A 17,475-nucleotide genomic window follows, 5' to 3' on the forward strand; every position below is an offset into this window, starting at 1 on the left:
GGCCGCGTAGCTACTATAGTAGTGTTTACACGTCGGTCGAAATCGAGAGAGAAAGAATCGCGGTCCGAGCTTACTCTTCGGGGCGCGGGAGTGCCGTAAAGAGCGTCTGGACGATGGAGAACGGGTCGTAGACGGACTGGTGGCACTGACAGTAGACACCGTCTTCACCGCCGAACTTCGCGGCGTCGGCGGCCTGCTTGTATCCGGGGACGCAGCAGAAGTGCGTACACTTGTTGAGCCACGCGACGACGCCCTGGTCCGTCGCGGCGGCGAGGAAGTCGTTTTCCTGTGCGGCTTCCTCGATACGGTTCGAGCGGAGAATCTGAATCGGCATCGTGTCTTCGGTGTCCTGCGACCGCCACGTGCCAGTCGCTGGCTTACCGATGCCGGCCCGCCCGATGCCGTTGCCCCACGTCTCGTAGTCGTCGAAGTCGTTGACGTTCAGTTTGTCACCGGCGCTGTAGACTTCCTGTTGCCAGTCGTAGCCACCACTGTCGGAGCGGAAGTAGTTGTCAGACTCGAAGTCGGGAGCGAGCCCCTCGTATGCCTGCACACCGCAGTACTGGAACCACGCTGAGGAGTAGCTGACGCCAGTTCCCTTGAAGTCGTCCGTCTGTGCAATCTGGACCTCGACACCGCCCTGAGTGACCGTCTGAAGCTCGGGCCAGAGACCCTTGATGAAGCCGTCACCGTCGATTTCTATCGGAATCAGCGGCATGCCGCGCGGTGCGGGACCGGCAGTGTTCTCGATTGCGTACGCCTGTGTCGGACCGCCACCGGCACCCGGTGAGACCGTTGCACTGTTGATGGCGGCCGCGCCAGTCGTTCCCACGCCAGCGAGCGCCGCGCCCCCGACGACGCCCTTGACGAATCGACGACGACCCGAGTCGGCGGGGTACTTGTCGCTATCGCTCATACCCTGAAGTTCGACCCGTCCAGTAAAAGCGTGACGAATCACCCGTGTTAGTTCATCCCACGAAACCGGCGGCCTCAGTACTGTGGGGGCCTAAATATACGGAATTCCGGGTTCGGAGAGAAATCCACCAGTCGTTTACAAACGTTCGTTTAGAACGTAGCTTCGGGCAATTTTTCGGCCGTACTCGTGACCTTTTACAGTGTGGTACTCGTATCCGAGTACGAGATGCGATTGCACACCAGAGACGTCAGACAAGACGTTCGCGAGCTTGGGGCGTTGCTCGGGGACGTACTGGAGGCACAGACCTCTACGGCGTCGTTCGAGACTGTCGAAGAACTTCGGCAGGCGGCCATCGCCTACCGGAAGGGTGAGTCGGGGTCCCGAGAGAAACTCTACGACGTCGTGGGTGACCTCGACCCCGAACGCGAGAGTGTCGTCGCCCGCGCGTTCACGACGTACTTCGAACTCATCAACCTCGCCGAAGAGCGTGAGCGTGTTCGGGTCATCCGCGAGGCGTCACAGGAGGGGTCACTCGCCGACGGGATTCTCGCCACGCTCGACTCCCTCCACGAGGAGGATGTCGACGAAGAACTCCTCGAACGCGTCCTCGAAGATGTCCTCATCGAACCGACGTTCACGGCGCACCCGACGGAAGCGCGTCGGAAGACGGTCAAGGCCAAACTCCGCTCGATTGCGAACCGGTTGGAGACGCTCGACGAACGGCGTCTCACGGACCTCGAAAACGACCAGGAGTGGCGGCACGTCGTCGCCGAGGTGACGAGTCTCTGGCAGACTTCGCAGGTTCGTAACCGGCGGCCGGAACCGACCGACGAAGCCCGAAACGTCCAGTGGTACCTCGAGAACATCCTCTTCGACGTGGTCGGTGAAGTGTACGAAGAACTCGAAGAAGAGTTCCACAACGAGTATCCTGACCTCGACGTGCCGAAACTGTTCGAGTTCCGCTCGTGGGCGGGGTCAGACCGCGACGGCAACCCCTTCGTCACGCCCGAGGTTACGGAAGAGACACTCGCGCGCCAGCGCAGCGTCGCCCTCGAGAAGTACAGTGATTCCCTCAAGCGTCTCTCCGGTGTGCTGAGTCAGGACGCGACACGAATCGACCCCGGACACGAACTCGAACGGTCGCTGAAGGCCGACCGTGAACTCCTCCCCGTCGTGGCCGAAGAGGTCGACGAACGGTACCCAGACGAACCGTACCGCCAGAAACTCAAACTGATGCGCGAACGCCTGCGCCGCATCGAAGACGTTCGGCCGAACGGTTACACGGACGCGAGCGAACTCATGGCCGACCTCGAAGTCATCGACACCAGTCTCCGTGGGTGTGGTGCCGAACAGGTCGCCGACGTGTACGTCGAACCGCTGATGCGGCAGGTCGACACCTTCGGCTTCACGCTCGCCAGTCTAGACCTGCGGGACCACCGGGAGAACCACACGAAGGCGGTTCACGAGGCGCTCTCTCACGAGGGTATCGACTACTACAGTCGGTCCGAAGACGAACGCGTCGAACTCCTCACCGACGCGATCCTCCAGGACGAACCGATACTCGACCTCGAAGACCCCGGCGACCTCTCGGAGACGTCCGAGCGCGTCCTTCGACTCTTCGAAAAACTCGGCGAGTGGCAGCGTGAGTACGGTGTCGCCGCCATCGACACCTACTGTATCTCGATGACGGAAGAACCGTCGCACGTCCTCGAAGTGCTCTTCCTCGCCGACCAGGCGGGGGTCGTCTCCCTCCCGGACCACTGCGGTATCGACGTGGTGCCACTGTTGGAGACCGAGTCCGCGCTCAACGGTGCGCGTCGTATCATGGGCACGCTGTTCGAGAACGAGGCCTACGAACAGACACTCGTCGCCCGCAACAACGTCCAGGAGATTATGCTGGGCTACTCGGACTCCAACAAGGAGAACGGGTTCCTCGCGGCAAACTGGGACCTCTACAAGAACCAGCGTCGCCTCGCCACTATCTGTGACGACTTCGACGTGACGATGCGGTTGTTCCACGGCCGCGGCGGGTCCATCTCCCGCGGTGGCGGCCCGATGAACGAGGCTATGTTGGCGCTACCGAACGAGACCATCACCGGCCAAATCAAGTTCACCGAACAGGGCGAAGCAATCGCCGAGAAGTACGCCAACCCGCGTATCGCTGAGCGGAACCTCGAACAGATGCTCAACGCGCAGATTCGCGCTCGGTTGAACGCGATTCGAAATCCCGAAGAACACGTCCCCGACCGATGGGTCGACGCCATGGACACCATGGCCGCCGCCGCCCGCGCCGAGTACCGTGACCTCCTCGAATCCGACGGGTTCGTCTCGTACTTCGAGCAGGCGACGCCCATCACGGTCATCGAGGAACTCAACCTCGGGTCTCGCCCGGCATCGCGGTCGGACGAACGGTCCGTCGAGGACCTTCGTGCCATCCCGTGGGTGTTCTCGTGGACGCAGTCGCGATGCATCCTCCCCGGGTGGTACTCGCTGGCCGCCGGTGTCAACGCCTACCTCGACGACGGCGGTGACATGGAGACGGTTCGCGAGATGTACGACGAGTGGCCGTTCTTCCGGAGTACACTCGACAACGCCGCGATGTCGCTCGCACGGACGGACCTCGAAATCGCCACCGAGTACGCGAACCTCGCCGACGAGGACCTCCGCGAGGCGTTCTTCCCGCGACTCCAAGCCGAGTACGAAGACGCAGCGAGCCTGATGCTCGACATCAGTGGCCGGAGCGACCTGCTCAAGCGAGAGTGGCTACAGGAGAGTCTCGAACGGCGGAACCCCTACGTCGACCCGCTGAACCTGCTGCAGACGCACCTCTTGGCGCAGACACACCGGACCGACGAAGAAGAACGGACCCTGCGGCTCACCGTCAAAGGAATCGCCGCCGGGATGAAAAACACGGGCTGAGTCGACGTCCTCGGCCCCCACCGAGTCCGTCGGCCCGTTCGCAGACCGTTACGCGCGCCGCAGGTCGTACGGGTTCGAACAGACCGGACAGGTCTGCCGCGCGACACGGTATTCGCTCTTCAGTCGTTGCCGCACGCCGTCGAAGTCGGCGTCACCCTCGTATCTCGATTCGACTTGCTGTCCACAGTGTGGGCACACCACCACCACCGTCGCCATATTCGATGGTTAGCGACGACTCGTCATATATGTTTACCCAGATTGTGAACGCCTCGCACACAGTGACACAGTGTGCCGAAAAGTCGACTCACACGGCGTCTAAACTTCGAATTAGATTTAGTCGAAGTCCCCGGTTTCAGACCTGATTCGACGGGTGACGCCGGTCGAACCATGATAAATCAAGTCCGCGTTTCACTGACTCTTTTCAACCTGCCTTGTTCTCTCAGATTTGGTTCCACGGTGCGTCGTCGAAGTCGACGATGCGGTGGTCGTTCTCGATGGCGTCGATGGTCTCGATATCGTCGTCGTCCAGTTCGAGTTCGAGGGCGGCGAAGTTGTCGCGGATGTGCTCGGGCGACGCCGCCTTCGGGATGGCAGTCGAACCCTTCGCCATAACCCACGCGAGCGACACCTGCGCGGGAGACACGTCGTGTTTGGTGGCGATTTCGACGATGGCGTCGTTCTCGGCAACCTTGTTGCGCGCGATGGGTGAGTAGGCGACGAGGTGGTGGTCGTACTCGTCGGCGAGTGCCCGGAGTTCTTCTTGCGGCAGAAGCGGGTGCATCTCGACTTGATGCGCGAACACGGGTGCGTCGAGTTTCTCGATGGCTTCTTCGAGTTGGTCGGGGCGGAAGTTGCTCAGGCCGACGTGGTCGACGACGCCCTCGTCGACGAGTTCGTCGAGGGCGGAGAGGGTTCCGTCGGGGTCGTAGGTGTTCAGCGGCCAGTGGACGTACAGCAGGTCGATGGTGTCGACGCCGAGTCGCTCGGCGGACTCGCGAGCGGTCTGAAGCGCGTCGTCGTAGGCGAGGTTCCCGGGCTTGAGTTTCGTCGCCACGAACACGTCGTCGATAGCCACGTCGGACTCAGCGAGAGCCTCGCCGACGTACTCCTCGTTATCGTACATCTGGGCCGTGTCGATGCTGCGATACCCAACGTCGAGGGCGGTGGTGACGGCGTTCACACACTCGTCGCGGTCTTCGAGTTTGTAGGTCCCGAAGCCGAGTTGGGGAAAGTCCTTCATACGCGAGTACACTCGTGGGAGTGGCTCAAGTCCTGCGGTTGCGGAACTCCGTGGCCACACTTAGGTCTCTCCCGCTAGTTGTCGAACTATGCCCTCTGAGAAAGAGAAGATGCTCGCGGGTGAGTTGTACGACGCGAGCGACCCGGAACTCGTCGCCGAACGTGAGCGCGCGCGGAGACTCACGCACCTGTTCAACGATACCGACGAGACGGAGATGGAACGGCGCGAGGAACTCGTCCGCGAGTTGTTCGGCGAGGTGGGCGAGACGTTCGAAATCGAACCGACGTTCCGCTGTGACTACGGCTACAATATCAGCGTCGGCGAGAACTTCTTCGCCAACTTCGACTGCACCTTCCTCGACGTCTGTCCCATCACTATCGGCGACAACGCCCAACTCGCGCCGAGCGTCCACATCTACACTGCGACGCATCCACTCGATGCGGCGGAGCGAATCAAAGGCCCAGAGTCGGGTGAACCGGTCACCATCGGCGACAACGCGTGGCTCGGCGGGCAGTCTGTCATCACCCCCGGCGTGACCATCGGCGACGACGTGGTGGTCGCCTCGGGGGCAGTCGTGACGAAAGACGTGCCCGACAGTGTGGTCGTGGGTGGGAACCCCGCGCAAGTCATCAAGAAACTCGATTGACCCAGTCGGTCGTCGTCACGCGATTCCTCAGATATCGGCCATGTGCGGCCGCATGGCACACGATGATGGCTCCGAAATCGTTTTGAAGTACGCTCGCACACGGTCAGTATGCCGACGGACGAATACGACCCAGAGATGGGGCGCAAGTTCATTTTCGTAACCGGGGGTGTCATGTCCGGCCTCGGGAAGGGTATCACGGCCGCGAGCACCGGCCGACTCCTGAAGAATGCCGGGTTCGACGTCACCGCAGTCAAAATCGACCCGTATCTGAACGTCGACGCGGGCACGATGAACCCGTACGAACACGGCGAAGTGTACGTGTTGAAAGACGGCGCAGAAGTCGACCTCGACCTCGGGAACTACGAGCGGTTCCTGGGCATCGACATGACCGCCGACCACAACATCACGACGGGCAAGACCTACCAGCACGTCATCCAGAAGGAGCGCGCGGGTGACTACCTCGGCAAGACGGTCCAGATTATCCCGCACGTCACCGAGGACATCAAGCGTCGCATCCGCGAGGCGGCCGAGGGGACCGACGTGTGTATCGTCGAAGTCGGCGGCACCGTCGGCGACATCGAGTCCATGCCGTTCCTCGAAGCGCTCCGCCAGTTCGCCTCCGAGGAAGAAGACGGCGACGTGCTCTTCACCCACGTGACGCTCGTCCCGTACTCGAAGAACGGCGAGCAGAAGACGAAGCCGACACAGCACTCGGTCAAGGAACTCCGGAGTATCGGTCTGCAACCCGACATCCTCGTCGGGCGCGCCGACGACAAACTCGAACCGGAGACGAAGCACAAGATTGCGCAGTTCTGTGACGTGCCGGACGCCGCCGTCTTCTCGAACCCCGACGTTCCGGACATCTACCACGTCCCGCTGATGGTCGAAGAAGAGGGTCTCGACGAGTACGTGATGGAGCGTCTTGGCATCACCGACGAAGCACTCCCGAAAGCGGAACGCGACAACCGCTGGCGCGAGCTCGTCACCGCCGAGCGCACCGGGTCCGTCGACATCGCGCTCGTCGGCAAGTACGCCCTCGAAGACGCGTACATGTCTATCCACGAGGCGCTCAAGCACGCCGGCATCGAGTGCGGCGTCGACGTGAACACCCTCTGGGTCGACGCCGACGAGATGGACGACAAACACGAAGCACGCCTGAAGGAGGCAGACGGCATCGTCGTCCCCGGCGGCTTCGGGTCGCGTGGTACCGACGGCAAGATAGATGCGATCCGCTACGCCCGCGAGAACGACGTTCCGTTCCTCGGCCTCTGTCTCGGATTCCAGATGGCCGTCGTCGAACAGGCACGCAACGTTCTCGGCCACGAAGGGGCCCAGTCGACCGAACTCGACGCCGACACGCCCTACCCCGTAATCGACCTGCTCCCCGAGCAGTACGAAGTCAACGATATGGGTGGGACGATGCGCCTCGGTGCACACGAGACCGACATCACGGCCGGTAGCCTCGCAGAAGCGGTTTACGGCGACACCTCCTGTACGGAGCGTCACCGCCACCGCTACGAGGTGAATCCCGAACTCATCGACGAGCTCGAATCCGAGAGCCTCCGATTCTCCGGACGCGCCGAGAACCGCATGGAGATTCTCGAACTGACTAACCACCCGTTCTTCCTCGGAACGCAGTTCCACCCCGAGTTCCGCTCTCGCCCCGACCGAGCGAGTCCACCGTTCGTGGGCTTCCTCCGGGGCGTCCTCGGCGAACTCGACGCGCGTGAACTCGACAACGAAGAGGTGACCGTATAATGGTAGACGTAGACACATTCATCGAAGAAGCGAAAGAATCGATTCGCGACCAAATCGGCGACGAACACGCTATCATCGCCCTCTCGGGCGGTGTCGACTCCTCCGTCGCTGCGACCCTCGCCTACGAAGCAGTCGGTGAGCAACTCACGCCGGTCTACGTGGACACCGGTCTGATGCGGAAAGGCGAGACCGAACAGATTGCAGAGACGTTCTCCTTCATGGAGAGTCTCCGCGTCGTCGACGCCGAAGAACGGTTCTTCGACGCTCTCGAAGGCGTCGTGGACCCCGAAGAAAAGCGCGCCGTCATCGGCGAGCAGTTCATCCGCGAGTTCGAACGCGAGGCGAAAGACACCGACGCCGAGTACCTCGTTCAGGGGACCATCTACCCCGACCGCATCGAGTCCGAAGGGAACATCAAGTCCCACCACAACGTCGGCGGTCTGCCGGACGTCGTGGACTTCGAGGGCATCGTCGAACCCGTCCGTGACCTCTACAAAGACGAAGTCCGCGAGGTCGCACGCGCCCTCGGCCTCGAATCCATCATCGCCGAGCGTATGCCGTTCCCCGGTCCGGGCCTCGCCGTCCGCGTCCTCGGCGAAGTCACGCCCGAGAAGGTCCAGGTGGCCCGCGAGGCGTGTCACATCGTCGAAGACGAGACCGAGAAGCACGACCCGTGGCAGGCGTTCGCCGCCGTCATCGGCAAGGGAACCGGCGTCAAGGGTGACAACCGCGTCCACGGATGGATCGTCTCTGTCCGGTCTGTGGAGTCGCGCGACGGCATGACCGCCCGCGCACAGGAACTCCCGTGGGACACCCTCCAGCGCATCCAGTCGCGTATCACCGGCACGAACGAGAACGTCGCCCGCGTCGTCTACGACGTGACCCACAAACCACCGGCGACCATCGAGTACGAATGACGACGGCAATCGTCGCGGGGACGGACCCCGACGGACTCGGTGAAGCACTCGAAGCAGAAGGTGCGACGGTCGTTCGCGTCGTCGGCATCGCGTCGGCCGATTCGCTCGGCGAAGCGGGCATCGACGACGCGGACCTGCTCGTCCTCACCGACATGGACGACGCGACGGCTATCTCGGTGGCGAAAGAGGTCAACCCGGACGTTCGCGTCGTCACCTACTCGCGCGACTCCCTCCCGGAGTTCGCAAAAGGGCAGGCTGACCTCGCCGTCGACCCCGAACTCCTCGGCGTCGACGTCGTCGCCGAAGAACTCGTCTGAATCGGTCGCCAGCGACTGACCGTCGGTACGGCCGCGTCGCGGGCAGTTTTCGCCCGTGAACACCGGTTTTTTCGTCCATCACAGGCGAGACTTTTCGTCCATCACCGGCGGGACGGTCCACCCGCAAGTGGGCGCGTCGACGCCACGAAACCACCGTCGCCGTGAATTCACCGAGATTCGCCGACGACCAGCAGACAGCGACGCATTTTTTCGCCGAAATTCGCCGAAATCCGAGTCGAATTGCGACCACTCACCGGGTACCGAGTGCAATCCAGCACAGCGATTTCCACCCTTCAATACCGCGGCGTCCACAGGCCAGAGTGCCGCGACGCGCCGGGCGGCCATCCACTCCACCATCTCCTCTGTCCGGCACGTCGTGGGCCACGGCCCTCACGGGTCGCGTACGACCATTCCCCCTTCGGACCCCACACCGAACGGGTGACACAGATGCACTGCCGTCCGACGAATCGAGACGGCATCCGAGACGACACAGACGATACACGAACACACCAATGACACTGAATCGCCGCGAATTCGTCAATACCGCCGCTGGAATCGCCGCTGTGAGTAGCGTCGGAATCGCCGGGTGTATGGGAACCGCGTCCGCGAAGACCGGGACACTGTCGACGCGCGTGAGCGACCGCCCCGGAGACATCGACGACTTCGAATCGTGCTTCGTGACGCTCTCGACTATCCGCATCAAACCGGCCGACAGCGAGGTGAAAGAACTAGACGCCGGCGATACCGAAGTCGACCTCGTCGACCTCCAAGGCGACGCGTCGGCACTCGTCGCAGACACCGAAGTCGAGGCGGGAGACTACGAGTACCTCCAGTTGGACGTGAGCGACACCGACGCCACGCTCACCGACGGGTCCGACGCGACGGTCGAAGTCCCCGGGTCGGCACCGCTGAAATTCGAGCAGTCGTTCGAAGTCAGGGCCGACGAGACGACGACGTTCACGGCCGACTTCACACCGGTCCAGACCGGAAACGCGGGAAAGTACGTCATCCAACCCGTCGCCGACGAGGTTTCTGTCGTCTACGAGTCCGAAGAGACCACGACGACTGAATCGGCGTCGACGAACACGACGACAGCGTCCACGAACACCACCACGACCGAGTAACCTCCAGGTTCACGAGCCAGAACACCGCTGACGCCCATCCCTCCACTCCCGGTGTCGTCCCCTCACGCACCGGCCCGCGTGGTCTCCGCTGACACGCCCCCGTTTCGGCCCACCGACCCACTCTTGTTTCACTCGCTGTTCTCTGACTCAATCGCACGACTGCGCGGCCCGATGGCGGCCCGCGTTGCCATGGTCGCAACTCCCTTTATCAGTGACCACCGACTTCCGGTGACATGGTACGGGTCTCGGCCGGTGCGCGCATCCACTTCGGGTTCCTCAACCTGAGTCTCGCCCGTGACCGACTCTACGGTGGGTTGGGCGTCGGACTCGACGAACCGAGCGTGGTCGTCTCCGCCGAACCCGCGACAGACATCCAGTGTCACCACCCTACCGCCCACGAGTACGCCGAGCGAGCGGTCGACCTTCTCGGCGTTCCGGGTGCACACGTCGTCGTCGAGCGGACACTGCCGCGACACGCTGGTCTCGGGAGTGGGACACAACTCGCACTCGCCGTCTTGCAGGCGGTTGCGACCACGACAGAGACCGACGTCAGTGTTCGACACCTCGCTCCCGACATGGGCCGCGGTGGCCGGTCCGGTGTCGGCGTCGCGTCTTTCGAACGCGGCGGTGCAATCATCGACGCTGGCCACCCGACGGCGCGGTTCACCACCGACCGACCGGAAGACGGGTCGTGGACGGTCCCAGCGGTCGCCGCACGGCACTCCGTCCCCGACGACTGGCGTTTCCTCCTCGTCGTTCCCGACGTCGAACCGGGGCGAAACGGCACGGCAGAAGAGGCGAGCATGCGCTCGGTCGTGGAGCGTGCAGACCCGGCGACGAGCGACCGAATCGCAGGTATCGTCACCCGCCGACTCCTCCCAGCCCTCGCAGACGGGTCCGCCGAGCGTTTCGGCGATGCGGTCGAATCCATCGGCCGACTCAACGGAACGTGGTACGCCGACGAACAAGGCGGGGTCTATCGGCCCCCAGTCGGTGCCCTCGTGTCGTCGCTGTCGGAGTCGCCTGCGGTGTATGGTTCCGGCCAGTCGTCGTGGGGGCCGACAGTCTACGGTGTGACCGACGCTTCCCGCGTCGACGAAGCTATCGAGGCCGGCAGAGTGGCGCTCGACGCCGCAGGAATCGACGGAACGGTCACCGTCGCACGCGGACGGAACCACGGTGCGAACGTCGAGTGACACTGGGTCGTAGCCGACTGAACAATCCGAGTGCTGGCAGACGGTGTCGGTGATTGGACGAGTCTGACACTCCCCGAAACGCCTATCCTTCGGCATCGAGACGGGTTGGACATGCACTCCATCCCCTTCGGGGTCCCTCGACTCGACAGCATCATCGGCGGTGGGGCACCGCCGGGAAACGTCGTGCTCCTCGCGGGGGAGTCCGGCGCAGGTGCGCGAGAGTTCCTCTACACGAGTGCGACGATGAACGCGCTGTCACGCGCCGACGAGGACCTCTTCGACCTGCACTATGGCACCCTCGACGACGCTGCCAGTCCACCACCGGAGATTCACTACGTCTCGTTCACCTCCGGTGAACAGTACCTTCGAGAAGAGATGGCGTACACGATGGACAGCGACATCGTGGAGGCTGCAATCGACTACATCGAGTTCCACGACCTGTCGCCGGAATACTTCCAGTTGAGTCCGATTCCACGCGAGTGGTACCTCGGGCAACCGACCCAGTTGGAAGACCTCGGTCACAGACACAACCGCGAGTCGGTGCTGGGCGCACTCGGAAACACACTCAGTGAGCACGCACCCGGGAATCTCGTCGTCATCGACTCGCTGACCGACCTCGTCGCCGGTCGGTCCGAGGACATGACGTGGTCGGACATCGCCATGGTGATGAAAGGACTCGAAAAAGCGTCCTACCAGTGGGGTGGACTCATCCTCGCCCTCGTGAGTACCGAGGCGCTCTCGGAGACGGAACTCGGTATTCTCAAGGGTGCGACCGACGGGACACTCCTGTTCAAATGGGAGACTGGCGGGTCGAAGCGGGCGCGAACGATGGTCGTCCAAGAGTTCCGTGGTGTCCTGTCGCGACTGGAGAGCGAGAACATCGTCCAGTTCGAGACGGAGATAAAAGAAAGCGGCCTCGACGTGAGCGACGTTCGGAAGATTCGTTGACTGTCGTCTCGGTATCTCGTTCAGGTGGCGACACCCATACGATTCGAGTGATTCGAACACCTACTGCCTCGGCGATAGTTCTTAAGGGCTCGTGGACGAACGCAACATGAAGATGGAAGGGGATGTTGGGGGCACGCTCCCGGAGGACCTCAGAGAGTGGGTCACCGCGCGTGCCGAAGCGCTAGATGCCGACCCGGCGACGGTGCTCGCGCGAGCGGTCAGCACGTATCGACTCGCAGTGACCGACTCGGGAGAGGCCCTCGACGACATCGAGTCCGTGCCGCGACAACTCGATACCATCGAAGGGCGCGTCGATGGCCTCGAAACGACACTGGACGAGAAGATAGACGACGTCCGGATGCGTGTCGTACAGGTCAAACGAGAGGCCGACGAGAAGGCCCCGCGTGACCACTCTCACCCCGACTTACAAGCGGGTATCGACCAGGTGACGAGCGATATCGAGGCCACGCGCGAGCGAGTGGCACAGATGGACGAGCGTGTCGACGCCGGGTTCGACAACTACGAAGAGATTCTCACGTACCTCGACGAGACGACGGCGACCCTCGACGAGAACCTTCGCGTGGTCGCACAATCGCTCGTGGACCTGCGCTCCCGTGCGGCCGACATCGAGGCGGCGGAACTCGAACGCAAAGCCCTCGCAGACCTGCTCCGCGTCGCAAACGACGCCGGCGAGCACAAGGCAACGTGTGCGGACTGTGGCCAGACAGTGCACCTCGACCTCCTCACCGAACCCCGGTGTCCGGGCTGTCGGACGTCGTTCGACGAACTGTCACCGTCGCGCGGGTTCTTCGGGTCGGCGACGCTCCACACCGGAGAACCACCCGCACTGGAGGGACGACCGGCGTCCAGCGAAGACGACGTAGCGACCATCTTGGACGAGACGGCCCCCGAAGAATCGGATTCCGTCGACACCACCGTCGAAACGGACGATACCGACGGACCGGTACGCGAGGCGGCGGCGAACGGAGAACACGCGAATGACTGACGACAGCGAACACAGCGAACAGGAACAGGCCACCGAGGACGACCAAGACACCTTCGACGACGCGCACACCGACGCCCTCGGCGACGGCCACGCAGACGACGACTACCCCGACGGTGACCAGACTGGCCCAGAACACGGTCCTACCGACGACGACGACCAAGACGCCGCGGCCCCGCTTTCGGACCTCGCAGGCCGGGTCGAAGAACGCCGAACCCAGTCTGATACGACGAAGTCGGCCCGTGACGAACTGTTCGAGTCCGTCCGCGTCGACGAACTGGACACGGACGACGTGTGGACCTCGCTGGTCGACGCGGACGAGGAGGAAGAACACGTCGGCGTCGGTGGCGACGCCGAACCGGTCGACGCGTCCGACGGCGTCTCGGACTACGTCGTCCCAAAGGCGTCGTACTGCCAGCGCTGTGAGTTCTTCGGCGACCCCCCGGAACTCGTGTGTTCGCACGAGGGGACTGCTATCGTCGAAGTCGTCGACACCGACCACTTCCTCGTCCGAAACTGCCCGATGGTCGACCCTGACGACGACTGACCCCTTCTCACGCGTTCGACTCTCACCGAAGAGAGTGACAGATTCTTAGTCGCGCGCCCACTACCCCCGGGCATGCAGTTTTGCGACGAATGCGGGTCGATGATGGTCTCGCAAGACGGTGTGATGACGTGCACGAACGACGAGTGTGGCGCGACCACCGAGCGAGACGAAGAGTTGGCCGAAGCGTTCGTCTCGACGGAGGCCCAATCCGGTGACGAACTCATCGAGACCGAAGAGGGTGCCGAGTTCGAGGGGAAGCCGACTGCGAAAGACGTTCACTGCGACGAGTGTGGGCACACAGAAGCGTGGTACACAATCAAACAGACGGCGTCTGCGGACGAACCCCCGACGCGATTCTTCAAGTGCAAAGAGTGCGGCTATCGCTGGCGCGAGTACAATTGAGGCCCCACATTGTTTGGACGGGAGTCTCGCCGAGACAAATCACAGGTGCAGTAGCGGTGTGAATTATATGTCCGGCAGCCTGAGATCCTGTGAGGCAATAATTTGAGCGCAGATACTGTTCTGGTCGTGGACCCGTCCAGCGACACAGCCGCGGGGCTGCGAGAACATCTCGAAGTGGTTCTCGACCACGCTGAAGTCGAACACGTCGAAACCGTCCAAGAGGCATGCTCAGCCATCGAAGCGCGTGATGTGGATGTCATTGTCTCAGAGTACGTGCTTCCAGATGCGGAATTTTCGACATTCGCCGACACACTCGGTACAGAGGCACCAACAACCCCACTTATTGTCTTTTCGTCGGCTCCGTTCGCGCTACTCAAGTCAGCCGTCGAAGTGGCAACCCTTGCAGACGTTCGAACAAAAGGGGGTCCAGACCAACTCGAGTTGCTCGCTGCATCGGTTTCACGGCTACTCACGTCCGCTCACAAAACACCGCCGACTGGATTAGACACGCTGTTTTCGGACCACGTCCTTCCAATGCTCCTCGTCGAACCGGATAGTGGCGATATCGTTGCTGTCAACGACGCTGCTGTTTCCTTCTACAAATACTCACACGCTGAACTCACCTCGATGGCGATTCAGGACCTAAACGCGCTTGACGCCGCGGAGGTCGCACGGAAACGTCAGCAGGCGCTATCGAAAGAATCCTCACATTTCGTGTTTCCACACCGGCTAAAGACCGGCGAACTCTGTACCGTCGAAGTGAATTCTACTCCCATCGAGTACGAAGGTGACGTCCTCCTCTTTTCGATTATTCAAGACATCTCCGCGCAGGTTGAATCCGAACAGGCACTCACCCTGGCAAAGACACGGTTCGAACGACTGAGTGAACAAAATATCGTCGGCGTGTACACTATCGAAGACCGGAGGTTTTCGTACGTAAACCCTGTCGCGGCAGATATCTTCGGGACCACGCCCGACCAGATGATTGGAACGTCCGTCTTCGATTATATCGCAGCAGAAGACCACGACCTCGCTGAATCGCACATCGCCAACCGGGAACGTGGCACTGCAGATGCAGCACACTACACATTCACCGGTGTCAGAAGTGACGGTACGCGAGTCCGTGTCGAAGCCCACGGCGGCAGAGTTCAGACAGACGACGGTGTCTCGATTGTGGGCGTCCTCATCGACGTGACGGATCGTGACACGTACGAGCGCGAACTTCACCGGTTGTCACAAGTGCTCAGGTACGTCGCACCTGCGATATACATCACAGACGCAGACGGTGCCATCGAGTATGTCAACCCGGCGTTCGAACGAATCACAGGATATACCGAAGCAGAGGCATTCGGGAGGAACCCCAACATCCTCAGTTCTGGTCGAATGGGGGAGGAGTACTATCAACAAATGTATGCGACACTCACCGCTGCTGAGGTCTGGGAGGAGTCGATTGTCAACCGGCGAAAAGATGGTGAGTTCTACTACGCATATCAGACAATCGCACCATATTTAGACGACGAAGGGACGATCGAGGGCTTCGTCGCAATCCAATCGGACACGACCGACGCGAAGATTCGAGAACAGATACTCGAAGTGTTCCAACGAATCTTTCGCCACAACTTACGAAACAAGATTAACATCATCAGAGGGAATACGGACCTTCTCGAGCCCTTAGTCGTCCAGACTCCCGAAGAGGCGTACATTGTGAGCATCCAGAACGCTGCAGAGGCTCTCAATTCGCTCAGTGAAAAAGCGGCAATCGTCTCTGAGACAGTCGACTCTTCGGACGGTGACAAACGAATCGACCTTAGCCGCCTTCTCGAACGCCAAGCGACGCAGTTCTCAGAAGCATATCCACACGCTACGATAACGTGTAATGGGCCAAAGAAACTGGTTGTTCCCGGAGACGGGTCGGTGGAAGTTGCGATTCACGAACTCCTCGAGAACGCGATTATACACACCGACCGCAGTGAGTCCGTCGTTGAGGTCACACTGCGGGAAGATGAGAGCGAGGAGATGGCCGTACTCGTGATTGCAGACGTCGGTCCCGGACTCACGGACGTCGAACGCCTCCCATTGGAACTGGGCAAAGAAACACCACTCCAACACACGACCGGGCTTGGCCTCTGGCTCGTCAAGTGGATTGTCACGAGCCACGGTGGTGAACTGCTGCTTGAAGACAACGAGCCGCGAGGACTGAAAGTGATTATTTCGCTCCCGCTCGCAGACGGGATATGAGTGGCCTGACGGCACCCCCACGTGCAGACCCCTGAGATTGTATTCTACCGTATGGTTCTCCGTATTCAGGAAACATAGAATATACCATATCGTTACATGTCATACACACATGTGAGCGAGGGGGCCGACAGGGCACCTTCACTCAAGGATAGTTAATCACGATGACATCACCAACACGTGGCGCTAACCAGCACGTAAATGTACGACGGTTGGACGGTGAATCCTCAGTCGTTGAGGCAATCGTTGAATCGGCGATTGAACTCGGAATCGATCCGGCGCAAACGTCTACCAGTCTTCAAGACACGGTCGACGTAGATGCGTTGACCACACTCGTAAAAGAGGCGTCGAGTACAGAGAGTACGCTTCATGTATCGTTCGATGTCTGGGACATCAATTACGTCGTGACGCCGCTCTCAGTAGTTGCAACAAGCCTCGCATGAGATTTTTTGTACTGCACGTTCCCTCTCCAGACGCGCGCGGACTGTCGTGCCATCGGTAGTACCGAGCATACGCAAAAATCAGCGTTCAGGCGGGCGTTGCAGTGTCCGCATCTGCACGTACGATCGGTTCTTCTCCTTCTTGTTTCGCTTCGAGCGCCCGGCGGTGAGCAACTCGAATGACCTCCTGCCACGGGAGGCTCATAACGACGAAGTCGTCGTCGGTGCGAAGCATTTCCTTCGTAGTTTCGGTCATGCTCCTCCACCATATTTCGATACGTTCGCCAGCGAAATAACTGCCATTCATCATTTCACAGACTTAGTATGTCTAAAGGACATCCGAATTTAGTGACAGCTCTTCGAGAGAGTCCAAATCACCAGATAATGGCAAGTGGGCGACAGGCAGGCGCAGGACCCTCGGACAGGGGCGGCCGGGACTATTGCGAGTACAGTTCTCTCCTTCCAAGAATCATCGTCTACCCCACGTCCCACCGTCTCCTAGCCTCACGTGACGGTGAGTTGTCCCACTCACCAGCCGGTTGTGACAGAGATGAAGTCCATGCACCCGTTCGAACCTGAAGTCAGGATACGATTGACAGATGATAAGGACGCACTCACAGCTGCACTCGTCGATGCAGCGCGCGAACTCGGTGTCCATCCAACCAGAGAACCCACTCGATTACAAGATGCAATCGACGTGGAGTCACTCGTCACGCTCGTCAGGAATTCTGACCCAGAGAGCGACCTACAGGTGTCGTTCACAATCTGGGATATTCGGTATCACGTGACGCAGGAGACGGTTGCCGCATCGAGCCGCGACTGAGCGACACGCCGGGCGTAGAGACGAGCCCCGGGTACGCGGGCGTC

Annotated in this window: 18 protein-coding genes; 14 read left to right on the top strand and 4 right to left on the bottom strand. The window is 61.1% G+C overall.

Annotated elements, in window-relative coordinates:
- Positions 1-70: 70 nt before the first annotated feature.
- A complete protein-coding gene (locus GJR96_RS09970; RefSeq protein WP_151162796.1) occupies positions 71-916 on the bottom strand; it encodes a ubiquinol-cytochrome c reductase iron-sulfur subunit in 846 nt (281 codons plus the stop codon).
- A 225-nt stretch (positions 917-1,141) separates the two neighbouring features.
- On the opposite strand from GJR96_RS09970, the gene ppc reads away from it, so the two are divergent.
- A complete protein-coding gene (gene ppc / locus GJR96_RS09975; protein ID WP_151163993.1) occupies positions 1,142-3,835 on the top strand; it encodes a phosphoenolpyruvate carboxylase in 2,694 nt (897 codons plus the stop codon).
- A 48-nt stretch (positions 3,836-3,883) separates the two neighbouring features.
- Here the strand turns inward: ppc and GJR96_RS18120 are convergent, their stop codons facing one another.
- Together GJR96_RS18120 and GJR96_RS09980 are read right to left on the bottom strand one after the other, a co-directional pair.
- Positions 3,884-4,051 carry a hypothetical protein gene (locus GJR96_RS18120; protein ID WP_155821702.1) on the bottom strand — a complete coding sequence of 56 codons (168 nt, stop codon included), beginning with the start codon at positions 4,049-4,051 and terminating at the stop codon, positions 3,884-3,886.
- A 223-nt stretch (positions 4,052-4,274) separates the two neighbouring features.
- Positions 4,275-5,075, bottom strand: a complete 801-nt coding sequence (locus tag GJR96_RS09980; RefSeq protein ID WP_151162797.1) for an aldo/keto reductase — start codon at positions 5,073-5,075, stop codon at positions 4,275-4,277.
- An 88-nt stretch (positions 5,076-5,163) separates the two neighbouring features.
- Here GJR96_RS09980 and GJR96_RS09985 point away from each other — a divergent pair, with 88 nt between their 5' ends.
- The 12 genes from GJR96_RS09985 (at position 5,164) to GJR96_RS18535 (ending at position 16,611) form a co-directional block, all read left to right on the top strand.
- Positions 5,164-5,721, top strand: coding sequence for a sugar O-acetyltransferase (locus GJR96_RS09985; protein ID WP_151162798.1), 558 nt, complete (start codon positions 5,164-5,166; stop codon positions 5,719-5,721).
- A 108-nt stretch (positions 5,722-5,829) separates the two neighbouring features.
- The gene (gene pyrG / locus GJR96_RS09990) at positions 5,830-7,479 is read left to right on the top strand and encodes a glutamine hydrolyzing CTP synthase (RefSeq protein WP_151162799.1); all 1,650 of its coding nucleotides are present in this window, start codon (positions 5,830-5,832) and stop codon (positions 7,477-7,479) included.
- Positions 7,479-8,396 carry a glutamine-hydrolyzing GMP synthase gene (gene guaA / locus GJR96_RS09995; protein WP_151162800.1) on the top strand — a complete coding sequence of 306 codons (918 nt, stop codon included), beginning with the start codon at positions 7,479-7,481 and terminating at the stop codon, positions 8,394-8,396. Before pyrG ends, guaA begins: the two co-directional genes overlap by 1 nt.
- Complete coding sequence (locus GJR96_RS10000; RefSeq protein ID WP_151162801.1) at positions 8,393-8,713, top strand: DUF7126 family protein; 321 nt, start codon at positions 8,393-8,395, stop codon at positions 8,711-8,713. Before guaA ends, GJR96_RS10000 begins: the two co-directional genes overlap by 4 nt.
- Before the next feature lie 512 nt (positions 8,714-9,225).
- A complete protein-coding gene (locus GJR96_RS10005; RefSeq protein ID WP_151162802.1) occupies positions 9,226-9,837 on the top strand; it encodes a DUF4382 domain-containing protein in 612 nt (203 codons plus the stop codon).
- Between the two features lie 233 nt (positions 9,838-10,070).
- The gene (locus tag GJR96_RS10010; protein ID WP_151162803.1) at positions 10,071-11,033 is read left to right on the top strand and encodes a beta-ribofuranosylaminobenzene 5'-phosphate synthase family protein; all 963 of its coding nucleotides are present in this window, start codon (positions 10,071-10,073) and stop codon (positions 11,031-11,033) included.
- Between the two features lie 111 nt (positions 11,034-11,144).
- Positions 11,145-11,981, top strand: coding sequence for an RAD55 family ATPase (locus GJR96_RS10015; protein WP_151162804.1), 837 nt, complete (start codon positions 11,145-11,147; stop codon positions 11,979-11,981).
- 112 nt (positions 11,982-12,093) lie between these two features.
- Positions 12,094-12,987 (top strand): hypothetical protein, encoded by an 894-nt coding sequence (locus GJR96_RS10020; RefSeq protein WP_151163995.1) that lies wholly within the window; start codon positions 12,094-12,096, stop codon positions 12,985-12,987.
- Entirely contained in the window at positions 12,980-13,531 is a 552-nt protein-coding gene (locus GJR96_RS10025) for a hypothetical protein (RefSeq protein ID WP_151162805.1), read from the top strand. The genes GJR96_RS10020 and GJR96_RS10025 overlap by 8 nt, the downstream gene beginning before the upstream one ends.
- Before the next feature lie 72 nt (positions 13,532-13,603).
- Positions 13,604-13,933 carry a transcription factor S gene (locus GJR96_RS10030; protein WP_151162806.1) on the top strand — a complete coding sequence of 110 codons (330 nt, stop codon included), beginning with the start codon at positions 13,604-13,606 and terminating at the stop codon, positions 13,931-13,933.
- 534 nt (positions 13,934-14,467) lie between these two features.
- Positions 14,468-16,171 carry a sensor histidine kinase gene (locus tag GJR96_RS10035; RefSeq protein WP_191965840.1) on the top strand — a complete coding sequence of 568 codons (1,704 nt, stop codon included), beginning with the start codon at positions 14,468-14,470 and terminating at the stop codon, positions 16,169-16,171.
- A gap of 161 nt (positions 16,172-16,332) precedes the next feature.
- Positions 16,333-16,611 carry a HalOD1 output domain-containing protein gene (locus GJR96_RS18535; protein WP_191965841.1) on the top strand — a complete coding sequence of 93 codons (279 nt, stop codon included), beginning with the start codon at positions 16,333-16,335 and terminating at the stop codon, positions 16,609-16,611.
- Positions 16,612-16,696: 85 nt separating this feature from the next.
- On the opposite strand, the gene GJR96_RS10040 is transcribed toward GJR96_RS18535, so the two are convergent.
- Positions 16,697-16,864 carry a hypothetical protein gene (locus tag GJR96_RS10040; protein ID WP_154326209.1) on the bottom strand — a complete coding sequence of 56 codons (168 nt, stop codon included), beginning with the start codon at positions 16,862-16,864 and terminating at the stop codon, positions 16,697-16,699.
- A 336-nt stretch (positions 16,865-17,200) separates the two neighbouring features.
- Between GJR96_RS10040 and GJR96_RS10045 the strand changes: the two genes are divergently transcribed.
- Entirely contained in the window at positions 17,201-17,431 is a 231-nt protein-coding gene (locus GJR96_RS10045) for a HalOD1 output domain-containing protein (protein WP_151162808.1), read from the top strand.
- Positions 17,432-17,475 lie beyond the last annotated feature (44 nt).

The sequence above is a fragment of the Haloferax litoreum genome, assembly GCF_009674605.1.
Lineage (GTDB): Archaea > Halobacteriota > Halobacteria > Halobacteriales > Haloferacaceae > Haloferax > Haloferax litoreum.

Coding starts and splice junctions, on each gene's coding strand:
- GJR96_RS09985 (WP_151162798.1), top strand. CDS start 5,164: ATGCCCTCTGAGAAAGAGAAGATGCTCGCGGGTGAGTTGTACGACGCG.
- GJR96_RS10010 (WP_151162803.1), top strand. CDS start 10,071: ATGGTACGGGTCTCGGCCGGTGCGCGCATCCACTTCGGGTTCCTCAAC.
- guaA (WP_151162800.1), top strand. CDS start 7,479: ATGGTAGACGTAGACACATTCATCGAAGAAGCGAAAGAATCGATTCGC.
- GJR96_RS09980 (WP_151162797.1), bottom strand. CDS start 5,075: ATGAAGGACTTTCCCCAACTCGGCTTCGGGACCTACAAACTCGAAGAC.
- GJR96_RS10020 (WP_151163995.1), top strand. CDS start 12,094: ATGGAAGGGGATGTTGGGGGCACGCTCCCGGAGGACCTCAGAGAGTGG.
- ppc (WP_151163993.1), top strand. CDS start 1,142: ATGCGATTGCACACCAGAGACGTCAGACAAGACGTTCGCGAGCTTGGG.
- GJR96_RS18120 (WP_155821702.1), bottom strand. CDS start 4,051: ATGGCGACGGTGGTGGTGGTGTGCCCACACTGTGGACAGCAAGTCGAA.
- GJR96_RS10000 (WP_151162801.1), top strand. CDS start 8,393: ATGACGACGGCAATCGTCGCGGGGACGGACCCCGACGGACTCGGTGAA.
- GJR96_RS10040 (WP_154326209.1), bottom strand. CDS start 16,864: ATGACCGAAACTACGAAGGAAATGCTTCGCACCGACGACGACTTCGTC.
- GJR96_RS09970 (WP_151162796.1), bottom strand. CDS start 916: ATGAGCGATAGCGACAAGTACCCCGCCGACTCGGGTCGTCGTCGATTC.
- GJR96_RS10025 (WP_151162805.1), top strand. CDS start 12,980: ATGACTGACGACAGCGAACACAGCGAACAGGAACAGGCCACCGAGGAC.
- GJR96_RS18535 (WP_191965841.1), top strand. CDS start 16,333: ATGACATCACCAACACGTGGCGCTAACCAGCACGTAAATGTACGACGG.
- pyrG (WP_151162799.1), top strand. CDS start 5,830: ATGCCGACGGACGAATACGACCCAGAGATGGGGCGCAAGTTCATTTTC.
- GJR96_RS10005 (WP_151162802.1), top strand. CDS start 9,226: ATGACACTGAATCGCCGCGAATTCGTCAATACCGCCGCTGGAATCGCC.
- GJR96_RS10035 (WP_191965840.1), top strand. CDS start 14,468: ATGCTCCTCGTCGAACCGGATAGTGGCGATATCGTTGCTGTCAACGAC.
- GJR96_RS10030 (WP_151162806.1), top strand. CDS start 13,604: ATGCAGTTTTGCGACGAATGCGGGTCGATGATGGTCTCGCAAGACGGT.
- GJR96_RS10015 (WP_151162804.1), top strand. CDS start 11,145: ATGCACTCCATCCCCTTCGGGGTCCCTCGACTCGACAGCATCATCGGC.